A 12,697-nucleotide genomic window follows, 5' to 3' on the forward strand; every position below is an offset into this window, starting at 1 on the left:
TTTTTACCCAAGCATTTTAATTTTTTCTTTAATAGACTTTATTTTTAAAAGATACTCTTCTCTTTTTTCTTTTTCTTTTTCAATAGCTTCAATTTTTGCTTTACTTAAGTATTCTTTATTATTAAGTTTACTTTCACTTTTTTGAAATTCTTTCTCAATTTTCTCAAGTTCTTCCATAAGTCTTCTTTTTTCTTTTTCATAATCAATAATTCCCTCAATCTTAATATGAACCTCATTATATATATTAACAGAAATTGCTGATTTATATGGAGGAAGAGAATCAATAATATTTATATTTTCAATTTTTGTTAAAAATTTTATAATATTCAATTCTCTATTTAATAATTCTTTTACTTTCTTATCCTTATCTTCAAGCTTAATCCATATTACTGACTCAGAAATAGGAATATTAAGTTCCTGTCTAACATTTCTAATCGATTTAACTGTTTCTTCTATTATTTTAAAACTAATTAAATCTTCTGAAAAATTTATATTAAAAATTGGTTCTGGATATTTTTCAAAAATAATAGAATCTTTTGAAGAATTTATAAAAGAATATATCTCTTCAGAAACAAAAGGCATTATCGGATGAATAATTTTTATTATTTCGTTTAGTAAATAATAAAGTATTTTTGTTTTAAAGATTGAAGTTTCATTTTTCATATTTAAATAAAATTTAGATATCTCAATGTACCAATCACAAAAATCATTCCATACAAATTTATAAATCTCTGAAGAGATGAAATTAAATTTATAATTATTAAAATAATTTTTAAGTTTTTCTTTTAATGAATTTAATTCTTCTAATATCCACTTGTCATAGATATCTAGCTTATCTATCTCTTTATAAGGATTAAAATTATTTTTATCTATCAATATCTCATTATTATATTTTTTAAAATAACTAAAACAAAACTTAAAAGCATTCCATATTTTATTAACGAAATTACGACCCATCTCAAATTTAATGGGATCTAAGTTTATATCTTGTCCCTCAGAACATAGATAAACTAAAGTAAACCTTACTGCATCAGCACCATATTTTTCAACCATTTCAAGAGGATCTATTCCATTACCAAGTGATTTTGACATCTTTCTTCCGTACTTATCTCTTATAAGCCCTGTTAAATAAATATGTTTAAACGGGATATCATCCAAAAATTCTAATGAAGCCATTATCATTCTAGAAACCCAAAAAAACAATATATCATACCCTGAGATAAGTAAATCTGAAGGAAAAAATTTTTTTAACTCTTTTGTTTCTCTATTAGGCCATCCAAGGGTTGCAAAGGGCCATAACCAAGAAGAAAACCATGTATCTAAAACATCTTCATCCTGTTTTAAATTTATTGAATTACAATATTGACATTTTTGTGGATTTTCAATAGAAACAAACATTTTATTACAGCTTTCACAATAATAAACTGGAATTCGATGTCCCCACCATAGTTGTCTTGATATACACCAGTCTTTTATATTTGTAAGCCAATCAAAATAAATTTTCTCCCATCTTTCAGGATATATTTTTATTTGTCCATTTTTAACAACATCTATAGCTTTCTCAGCCATAGGCTTCATTTTTACAAACCATTGATCTGAAAGATATGGTTCTATTATAGTATCACACCTACTACATATACCTGCTGAATGCTTATAAGGTTCAATTTTAAGCAAATAACCTTTTCTTTCCAGTTCTTCAACAATTTTTTTTCTTGCTTCTTCCCTTGACAAATATTTAAAACTTTCAGGTACATTATCATTCATATTCCCTTTCGAATCAATAACTACTATAAATTCAAGATTATGTTTTTTTGCTATTTCAAAATCTACAGGATCATGAGCAGGTGTGACTTTAACAGCACCTGTTCCAAAACTTTTATCAACAAGCTCATCTTTTATTATTTCTATTTCTCTTTCAACAATAGGCAAAATAACCTTTTTACCTACTAAATTTGAATATCTATCATCTTGAGGATTAACTACAACTGCAGTATCTCCCAACATTGTTTCAGGTCTTGTGGTTGCAACAACTATAAAATCAATGTATTCAACCCCTTCCTTTACCAATTTCTCATAATTTGTAAAGAATTTACTATTATTTTCTTTTTTAATAGGATACTTAATGAACCATAAATTAGTTTCCCTTTCTATATATTCAACCTCTTCATTAGATATGGCTGTATGGCATCTTGGACACCAATTAACAATATATTTGCCTTTATAAATGTAACCTTTATCATATAAAATTTTAAATGCTGTTAAAACAGCTTTATAATAATCTGGATCAAGTGTAAATACCTCTTTTGTCCAATCAACAAAATCTCCAAGTTTCTTTTTTTGATTTGAAATAGTATTTCTATTTTTTTCAACAAATTTCCAGACCTCTTCAAGAAATTTTTCTCTTCCTAGATCATCTCTTTTTATACCAATCTTTAGTAATTCTTTTTCAACTACATTTTGGGTAGCAATACCAGCATGATCTTTACCAGGAATCCAGAATGATTCATAACCATTCATTTTCTTGTATCTTATTAAAGTATCCTGCAATGTATCCTGCAATCCGTGCCCCATATGTAAAACACCTGTGACATTAGGAGGAGGCATAGGAATAACATAGCTTTCTTTCTGTGAATCTACATCTACTGAAAAAATTTTTTTTTCTTCCCAATTCTTATAAATTTCAATTTCTCTTTTATTATAATCAAAGTATTTTTCTGGTTCTTTTGAAAAAGTCATACGCTCCCCTAAAATTTCTCTATATTTAACTATTTTTTATCAAGACATATATATTATAGTTAAGTAATGTTTTAATATGAATTGCCAAAACTACTAAAATTGAAAATATAAAAAAATAAAGAATGGACAAAATTTTTATATTTCTAAATATATAAGTTATATACCCTCCTAAAATCAATAATAAATAAATAAATAGAATAAATGGCAAATTTAAAATAAAAATTTTAACATAATCTTTATAACATTTAGAAATAGAAAATGATAGAGCATTTTTTGCAATTTCATCTCTATCAATAATAAAAAAATTACAAAAATTAAATAAAATAGAATAAAGAGGGTATAATATTAAAACGATATTTATACCTAATAAATAAAAAAATGGAACAAAATTACCAGATTTAAGTAACTTTATGGTTTGTGGAAAAATAAGAAAAAAATTGTTTTCTATAATATTAAATTTTAACAATTTTAAAAGATTATTTAAAAGAAAAAAACCAAAAAATAATAAAGAATATTTAATAATTATACATATAGCTATGTCATTTGATTTGTTTAAATTAGATAATAAAACTGAAACGTCTATCCTATTATATTCTGATTGTTCTATAAAACCCGTTATATAAGAAGTGAAAGTCAACAAGAATATATAAAAATTAAAGATATACAAAAGAATAATAAAATTCGTATTAAAATATTGTTTAAAATAAAAAATTATTATTGAAACAAATAAAATAAATATTTTAATTAATAAAAATCTCAAATATTTTGGAATAAATATTTTTTTTATATCTTTTCTTAAATCACCCAAAACATAATTTATCATAAATTCCTCTCATAAAAGTATGTTTTTTTAGTATTCCTGAATATAAATATTCCTCTTATTTTTTATTTGAGACATAAAAACACCAAATATAATTAAGAATATTGAAACTATTTTAATTATTCCAAAATTTTCTTTTAATATAAAAAACGAAGAGATAGCCGTTACTATCGGGATAAAATTGGTAAAAATATTGGATCTATTTATACCTATTTCTCTTAATGAGATATTATAAAAAATAAAAGCTAAAGTTGATGGAAAAATTGACAAATATAATACATTTTTAATTAATTCATCTATTTTAAAAATCTCTAATCTTAAATTTTTAAGCTCAAATATTATAAATAGAGGTAAAAAGTAGATCGCTCCAAATAGATTTTGATAAGTAACTAAAGTAATAGGATTAACATTTTTTTTAAGTATTTTTTTTGCTGTAATAAGATATCCAATTGCAGATAAAACAGCTAAAAACAATAAAATTATTCCTTTTATTGAAATATTATTTTCACTTATTTTCTCTACTTTACTTAAAAATATAAGAAGAAACACACCAATAGTAGATATAAATAAACCAATAATGCCATAAAAAGTTAACCTTTCTTTCTCAAATATAAATGAGAAAATTGGGGTTAAAACAGGAATTGTAGCAATAATAATAGAACCTATTGTAGCAGAAACCAACATAAGCCCAAAACTTTCACATATAAAATATAAAAATGGTTCAAAAAAGGATAGTAACATAATAGAAAATAAAATACTTTTATCTTTAATTTTTTCAAATAAACCAAAAATACTACTAAATAAAAATAATAAAATAGAAGAAAAAAATAACCTTATAAAAACTAGTGTAAAAGGGCCAATATATTTAAAAACTATTTTTACCCAAACAAAAGACATTCCCCAAAAAATCATTGCTAAAGTAATCAAAATATATATTAAACCGAATTTATTTCTCATATTAAACCTTCTCTCTTTAATAAAGCTTCTTCATTAGGCTCTCTTCCCCTAAATTTTATATACAATTTCATAGGATCTTCACTATTTCCTTTAGATAAAATATTTTCCCTAAAAGAACTGGCAACTTCACTATTAAATATTCCTTTTTCTTTAAATAATTCAAATGCATCTGCTTCAATAACTTCAGCCCATTTATAAGAATAATAACCAGCAGAATAGCCTCCAGCAAAGATATGAGAAAAGGATGAAGATATACAACTCCCCTCTATTCTAGGGAATATATTTAATTTATCAGTGCATTTATACTCAAACTCTATTATATTAATATTAGTTTCTCCAAATCTATTAAAATGATAAGCCATATCAAGAAAACCAAAAGTTAATTGTCGTAAATTTAAAATACCACTTAAAAATTTTTTTGATTCCTTTAAACTATTCAATATTTCATCATTAATGAGTAACTTAGTTTTATAATGTTTTGCAAATAAGTTTAAACTTTCTTTTTCATAAACCCAATTTTCCATGATCTGAGAAGGTAATTCAACAAAATCCCAGAAAACATTTGGGCCACTCATAGATTGATATTTACAATTAGAAAGCAGCCCATGTAAAGCATGCCCAAATTCATGAAATAGAGTTCTTACATCATCTAATGATAAAAGTGATGGAGAAGTAGAAGTTGAAGGAGTTAAATTTCCACATATTGCAACATGTGGTCTTATGATTTTACCTCTATAATATCCCTGGCCAAGATATTCAGTCATCCAAGCACCTGATACCTTAGTATCCCTTGGAAACAAATCCATATAAAGAATACCAAGATAAGAACCATCTTTATCAAGAACTTTAAATGTTTTAACATCATTATGATAAATTGGAATATCTTTTACTTCAATAAAATTAATATTATAAAGTTTATTTGCTACTTTAAATAAACCATCAATAACATCTTCTAATTTAAAATATTCTCTTAATTTTTCTGTGTCAATATTAAACAATTCTTTCCTTAATTTCTCTCCATAATATCTCCAATCATAAATCTGTAAACTGTCTATATTATCTATTCTTTTAGCATACTCTTCAAGTTGCATCTTTTCCTCTAATGCTTTCTTATAAGAATATTTATAAAGTTTTTCTAAGAATTCCATAACCTTATTTGGATTATTTGCCATTCTCATCTCAAGTACAAAATCAGCATGAGTATTGTAACCTAGTATTTGGGCTCTTTTCTCTCTTAATTTAACTATTTTATTGATTATTTCTAAATTAGAAAATTCACCTGAAGTAGCTCTTTTAGAATATGCTTCATTTATAATTTTTCTTAAATTTCTATTTTGACAGTATTGTAATATAGCCATTAAAATTGGTGGTTGTAAATTTAAAAGATAGCCTTTATTTTTACCTTTTTTTATAGCATTCTCTTTTAATATTTCTTTAATATTTTCTGGAATTCCTTTAATTTCATTTTCATCCTCTACATAATATTCAAAACTATTGGTGCTATTTAATAAATTTTGATCAAATTTAGGATCAAGTTTAGATAGCTCTTCATCAATTTCTCTCAATATTTTTTTATCACTATCTGATAACAAAGCACCGTTTCTTATGAAATTTTTGTAAGTGATATCAAGAAATCTATTTTGTTCTACATCCAATTTACTTCTATCTTCATTCTTATATACATACTCAACTTTTTTAAATAAATCAGGGTCTAACATAACATCATTTTCGAATTTTGTTAACAATGGATAAATTTCCTGAGCTAAATCTTTAAACTTATTGTCAGATTCTGCTTGTAAAAGATTTGAAAACAAAGCAGAAACTCTTTTAACTTCTAAAGTACTAAACTCTAATTTCTCAATAACATTAAAAAAATCAGGTTTTTCTTTATTTTTATTTATATTCTCTATTTCTTTTTTGGCTTCTTCTATAGTTTCTTCTATTGCAGGCAAAAAATGTTCAGATTTTATTTTATCAAACTCATAATAATATTCTGTATTTGACTGTGAAAAATTTAAAATAGGATTATTACTTTTCATAAACACCTCTATTTCATGGTTATTTTTTTATAAAATTTTAATTTAGCAAAATCTTCATTTCCCTAATAAAGATTATACTATTATTTTTTTTTTATCAATACATTGTTTGAACTAATTTATTTCTTGAGGATAATTAAATAGATACTCTACTTTATTATTATTCAAAGAGAATACTGTTGTTAATAAATCATTTGTATTAAAAAAAAGATAAAGTTCGCTATTTAAACTTTTATCTTTAACCTTATATTCTTTTGATCTACTTTTTTCAATAATTTCTTTAATATTTTCTCTATTTAATGTTTTTCCTCTCTTAAAATTTTCACTTAAAAAATCATAAACTTCTTTTTCAAGATTTTCTTGGCTCAAAATTTGAAAATAATCTTCAAATAAATATTTGTATGGTTTTAATATAGGATAAGAGATCTTGTTTTTTATAAAATTTCTTTCAAAATTAATTGGTTGAACTATTAATCTCAAATTAAAAGGCCCTATTGATTTTCTTACAAGTTTTTCGCAATAAGCAAACTTACCTGAATACTCAACAATATCTTCAATATATTTTCTTATATAAGTACCAGATGAACATTTTACATAAATAACAGCTTTCTTTAACTTTTTATTATAATTTAAAAGTTTATTTTCATAAATAAATATTTCTCTTTTTTTAAGTTCAAATTCTCTATTTTCTCTTGCAAGTTTATAAGCTCTTTGGCCATTAATTTTTACTGCTGAAAATTTATGAGGATATTGTTCTATTTTACCCCTGAATATATTTAAATTCTTTTCGATCTCATATCTATCAATTATTTCAGAATCTCCAATCTTAATGCCAGTAATATCACCTGTATTTCTCTTTTCTCCTAACTTTATTACAGTTATATATTCTTTTGGTAAATAATTAAATAAAAAGTTTAATTTACAAGCCTTACCACATAGAATTAAAAGAACTCCACAAGCAAAAGGATCTAAAGTACCTGTGTGGCCAAATTTAATTAAATTATTTTTAATTTTATTATTATTGTTGGCATAAGATAAAATTTCAAATTTTATATATGATAAAAAATTTTTCTTTATTATATTCAAATATTGAGCACTAGAAAAACCAGAAGGTTTTATAATAGGCATTATCAAATAATCATCAAACATCAAGTAAATTTAAACCTAAAAATCTTTTAATAAGATAAATTATTTTTCTTTTTTAATTACCTTTTCTATTAATTCATCAACTCTATTTGCTCTATCTTCTTCATAATCAAATTTAAAAATAATATCAGGGCAATATTTTAAATTTATTTCATCAGCTATTCTTTTTCTTAAAAAAGATTTTAATCTCTCAAGTTCTTTTAAAATTTTATCAATTATTTTTTCATCTCTATTTTTAGCTATAAAAAATATCTTAGCAACCTTCAAATCTTTTGAAACTTCAACATTTGTAATAACTACATTATCTTTTATAATTTTGTTATAAATTTCATCAAAAAAAAGATTACATATTAGTTTATATATAGACCTTCCAACTCTAATATTCCTATCTGGAATCATACTCTTTATCTCTTTTAATTTTTATTAATTTAATTTAAGTTGTAAATATGTTACTTTTATATAATAACCCAACCTGAAAAAAATTTTTATTTAGTTTTATATTCTATTCTTTTTTTTCTTTATCTTGTAATTCTTCTGTTTCTTCTCTTTTTAATTCTTCAAAGGAAATTGCTTCCTCAATGTTTTGATATACTTCGATTATATCACCAACATTAATATCATTAAAATTTTCAATTGATATACCACATTCAAAACCTTGTTTAACTTCTTTAACTGGATCTTTAAATCTAAAAAGGGAAGCAATTTTACTTTCATATATTTTTACATGATCTCTATAGATTCTGCATAGTGCCCCTCTAACAACTTTACCTTTTGTTACATATGATCCAGCAACAGTTCCAACATTTGGAACTTTAAATAATTGCCTTACCTCGATTTCACCTATTATTTCTTCTTTGATTTTTGGAGCAGCTAAACCAGAAATTGCAGATTTTATATCTTCAATAGCATCATAAATAATATTATATCTTCTAATTTCAACTCCTTCACTTTCTGCTAATTTAAGTGCTTCAGGAGTAGGTTTAGTATTAAAACCAATGATAATTGCTTTTGATGCTATAGCAAGATTTACATCACTTTCTTTTATAGCTCCAACAGATTTCTGAATTACTTTTACTTTTACTTCTTTAACTGACAATTTTTCCAATGCATTTGAAAGAGCTTCAACCATGCCATTAACATCAGCATTTAAAATTATTTTTAATTCTTTAACTTCAGAACTATCCATCTGTTTCAAAATTGAATCAAGAGAAAGCGAAGATTTTTTAGATTTCTTTAAAACCTCATACTCTTTTCTTTTTTTAGAAATTTCTTTAACCAAATCTTCGTTATCAACAATATTAAATTCATCACCAGGTTCAGGTAAACCTTCAAAACCTATTATCTCAACAGCATCACCAGGATAAGCTATTTTTAAGCTTTTCCCTTTATCATCAATCATTGACCTAACTTTACCATACTCTTTACCACTAACAAAAAATTGTTTAAGTTTTACAACTCCATCTTTTAAAATAACTGTTGCAATAACTCCTCTACCTTTATCAATTCTTGATTCTAGAATATAACCACTTCCCCATTTTTCTGTATAAAAATCTGCTTTCAAGTTAAGAGAATCTGCTAAAAGCAAGATTCCTTCTAAAAGATCATCAACTCCTATTCCTTTTAATGCTGATATATTAAAAAATAGAGTATCTCCTCCCCATTCTTGAGGGATTAAATTGAATTCAGCAAGCTCTCCTTTTACTTTATCTGGATTAGCATTGTGTTTATCAATCTTATTTATTGCAACTATTATTGGGACATTTGCTTCTCTTGCATGATTTATAGCTTCTTTGGTCTGTGGCATTACACCATCATCAGCAGCAACAACTAGAATTACTATATCTGTAACTTTAGCACCCCTAGCTCTCATATTAGCAAAAGCTTCATGCCCTGGTGTATCTATAAAGACAATAGATTTTCCTTTAACATCAACCTTATAAGCACCTATTTTTTGTGTTATTCCACCAGCTTCAGTTGCAGTGATTTTGGATTTTCTAATATAGTCTAACAAAGATGTTTTACCATGATCAACATGCCCCATTATAGTAACTATAGGAGGTCTTATTCTGATATCTTGTTTACTCAAGTTTTGCTCAGGAATCTTTATCTCATCAGCAATTGAAGTTCTTATTACTTGTGTACCAAATTCTGAAACCACAATTTCAGCAGTTTCAGCGTCTATTATTTGATTTATTGTTACAAGTTTTCCCATTTCAAAAAATTTTTTTATAAGCATATTACTTTTAATGTTCATCTTTTTAGCTAATTCTGAAACTGTTATTGTTTCTGGGATTTCAATTTTAGATGGTATATTAAACTTAGTTTCTTCCTCTTTTTTCTTCAAACTTGCTGAAATTTTTTGATTAAAAATATTTTCATCTTCATAAGAAGATTGATATTCTACCTCTTTTTTCTTGCCTTTTTCTGTAAATTTTCTGGGAGGCTCTTTTCTCTCACCAATTTTAGTTGGCTGTGTAGAAGTTTGCTTATTGCTAAAACTAAACTCTTTTTTCTGTATATCTATTACTTTACTTTCTTTTTTCTTCTTAATAAATATCTTTTTCTTATGATCACCAAAACTCTTTTGTTCTTCTTTCTTTGTATCAATTTTATTGTCATAATCAGATTTTTTAAATTCTCTTGAAAATGTCAATTTTTTAGAAGGTTCTAAAGTTTTAGTTCCCTGTTGCGGTGTACCTTTAAAATTTTTTCCCTTATAAGAAGGTTCTTTAGCAGATTTACTTGAAATATTTGATTCCTGAGGTTCCTCTTTGATTTTTTTATAATCTGTTTTTGGAGAAAATTTATAAGTTTTAACTATCTCTTGCCCACTTTCATCTTTAATTTTTTCTTTTATATCTTCTTCTTTCTTTTCTAAATCTTCTAACTTAACTTTTCCCTCATCATCTTTAACATTATCTTCAATTAATTCAGCAGTAGATATTTTTTTGTCTTCTTCTAATTCTTGAGCAGTTTCTTCTTCTATCTCATCTTCTTTGGAGCTTAATGATGTTTTTACTACTTTTTTAATAATTTTCTTTTTTATTTTTATCTTTTTAATAGGCTTCTTTAATTCTTCATATTCTCTATCTATTATAGAAATAATTTCATCAACCAATCTATCTTCAGGATTCCAATTGTATTTAGAGAGAATTTCATTAATTTTTTCAATTGTAAAATTTTTTTCTTTAAGATATGTTATTATTTTTTTATTCATACATTCCTTTCAAACACTAATCATGTTTTATCATATTTTTTTGCAATTACAACAAATATAATTAATAATGTAAAGTGTTTTTTTCTTATTACTTTAATTTATTAACTTTACTATTTTAACTTTCATTATTCTTCAAACTCATATCCACAATAAGGACATTTCAAGGCATCTAAAGGAATTTCGTTATTACAATTTGGACATGTAGCAACTTCTTCCTCAACCTCTTCAACTTCCTGTATATCAACATTTTCTTTAATAAATTTATCTATTTTTAGAAATTCTTCTGTTGTTAATTTAGAAATATTTTGTAATCTATTTGTAGAGCTATAATCAATAAGTTTTTCAATAGTATCAATACCAGCAGATTTTAATTTATTTATTATTTCCTTACCAAGGAATTCAATAAATTCATCAATTGCTGCATCCTCTGAAACTTCTTCATATTCTTCTTGTTCAGTATCTTTTCTACTACCTTGAAAAATATTTTCAAATTGAATACTTTTTAAATGAGCATATTCTGATTTTTCAAACTCTTCTCTAGTTTTTATATCAATTTTCCATCCTGTAAGCTCCACTGCTAATTTAACATTTATGCCATCTCTACCTATTATATTGGCTTGAGATTCACTATCAGGAACTATTAAAATAGCTATTTTTTTATCTGCTGAAATTGTTAAAACTTCAAAATTTTTATTTTTGTCCATTAACCTTTCAAGATTTAATGAATTTTTAATCATTTCAGCAGGATCATCAGAATAAGGAATTACTTCAACAACTTCTCCTCCTAATTCTTTTCTGATATTTTGAATCCTATATCCTTTTATTCCAAGGCAAGCTCCTACTGGTTCTATTCCTTCTCTAACAGCTTTAACAAGTACTTTTGTTTTAAATCCTACCTCTCTTGCTATTTTTAATATTTTTACTTCACCATTTGCTATCTCAGGAACTTCAGCTTCAAAAAGTTTCATTATAAATTCTGGTTTTGTTCTAGTCAAATAAACTTCTACAGGTATTTCAGAACTATTAACTGTACCATCCCATTTTATCTTTTTATTTTTAACCTTTTCAATTTTATAAAGTAAAAATAGCTTAGTCTTGCCAACCTCTATATCTTCAGACCTTGATATATCATTATTAGTTATAATACATTCAAATTGTGAATCTTCAAGAGAAGCATATATAGCTTTTCCTGTTATTCTTAAAATTTTTGCATTTACAAGTTTATTTAGTTTCGAAGATAGATTTTCAGTTATTTTATTCAATGAATAAAATTTTATTTCCTCATCAAACTTTTTCTGTATTTCTTTAATAATATTCTTGGAAAAAGATTGATAATCTATAGGAACTTCCAAAACATCATTTTCAGATACACTACTATCTATCTTTTTTGCATCTTTTAGACTTATTTCTCTCAATAACAACTTTGGTTTTTTTGTAACAGTCTTTTTCACTAAAACGATAAGTTTTCCCTTTTTATCAATCTCAAGTCTTGCCTCAATATCATCAATTTTGTCTTGTTTTTTAGAATCTTTATCAAACTCATATTCTCCTGTTAAATCATTTTTTACCGCTTTATAAAGTTCTATTTTATATCCATATAAAATAGATTTTAAAAGTGAATTTTTAACAACTTCATCTGGTATTCCTTTACTTTTTGCTATATCACCTATTAATTCTGATACTTTAGATGTTTTCACAATACCTCCTTAAAATACAATGTTAAAATAAAAATATTTTTTTAATTAAAAAATATTTTTAATTTTCCTTATTACATAAAAAAATTTA

At 24.8% G+C, this 12,697-nt stretch carries 8 protein-coding genes; all 8 read right to left on the reverse strand.

Translation table 11 applies throughout. The annotated features are described in order from the left end of the window. Positions 1 to 3: 3 nt before the first annotated feature. The 8 genes from N3A58_09050 to N3A58_09085 all read right to left on the reverse strand — a co-directional run bounded on the left by N3A58_09050 (position 4) and on the right by N3A58_09085 (position 12,609). A complete protein-coding gene (locus tag N3A58_09050) occupies positions 4 to 2,736 on the reverse strand; it encodes a valine--tRNA ligase (protein MCX8059545.1) in 2,733 nt (910 codons plus the stop codon). Between the two features lie 25 nt (positions 2,737 to 2,761). Further along, positions 2,762 to 3,559, reverse strand: coding sequence for a hypothetical protein (locus tag N3A58_09055; GenBank protein ID MCX8059546.1), 798 nt, complete (start codon positions 3,557 to 3,559; stop codon positions 2,762 to 2,764). Between the two features lie 27 nt (positions 3,560 to 3,586). Further along, positions 3,587 to 4,513 (reverse strand): DMT family transporter, encoded by a 927-nt coding sequence (locus N3A58_09060; protein ID MCX8059547.1) that lies wholly within the window; start codon positions 4,511 to 4,513, stop codon positions 3,587 to 3,589. After that, entirely contained in the window at positions 4,510 to 6,552 is a 2,043-nt protein-coding gene (locus tag N3A58_09065) for a M3 family metallopeptidase (protein ID MCX8059548.1), read from the reverse strand. The genes N3A58_09060 and N3A58_09065 overlap by 4 nt, the downstream gene beginning before the upstream one ends. 111 nt (positions 6,553 to 6,663) lie before the next feature. Continuing rightward, positions 6,664 to 7,698, reverse strand: coding sequence for a tRNA pseudouridine(55) synthase TruB (gene truB / locus N3A58_09070; GenBank protein ID MCX8059549.1), 1,035 nt, complete (start codon positions 7,696 to 7,698; stop codon positions 6,664 to 6,666). Between the two features lie 39 nt (positions 7,699 to 7,737). Further along, positions 7,738 to 8,094 carry a 30S ribosome-binding factor RbfA gene (gene rbfA, locus N3A58_09075; protein ID MCX8059550.1) on the reverse strand — a complete coding sequence of 119 codons (357 nt, stop codon included), beginning with the start codon at positions 8,092 to 8,094 and terminating at the stop codon, positions 7,738 to 7,740. A 103-nt stretch (positions 8,095 to 8,197) separates the two neighbouring features. After that, positions 8,198 to 10,912: a translation initiation factor IF-2 gene (gene infB, locus N3A58_09080; protein ID MCX8059551.1), complete on the reverse strand. Its 2,715-nt coding sequence runs from the start codon at positions 10,910 to 10,912 to the stop codon at positions 8,198 to 8,200. A 125-nt stretch (positions 10,913 to 11,037) separates the two neighbouring features. Next, positions 11,038 to 12,609: a hypothetical protein gene (locus tag N3A58_09085; protein ID MCX8059552.1), complete on the reverse strand. Its 1,572-nt coding sequence runs from the start codon at positions 12,607 to 12,609 to the stop codon at positions 11,038 to 11,040. Between the last annotated feature and the right edge of the window lie 88 nt (positions 12,610 to 12,697).

The organism is Spirochaetota bacterium (genome assembly GCA_026415295.1).
Classification (GTDB): Bacteria; Spirochaetota; JAAYUW01; order JAAYUW01; family JAOAHJ01; genus JAOAHJ01.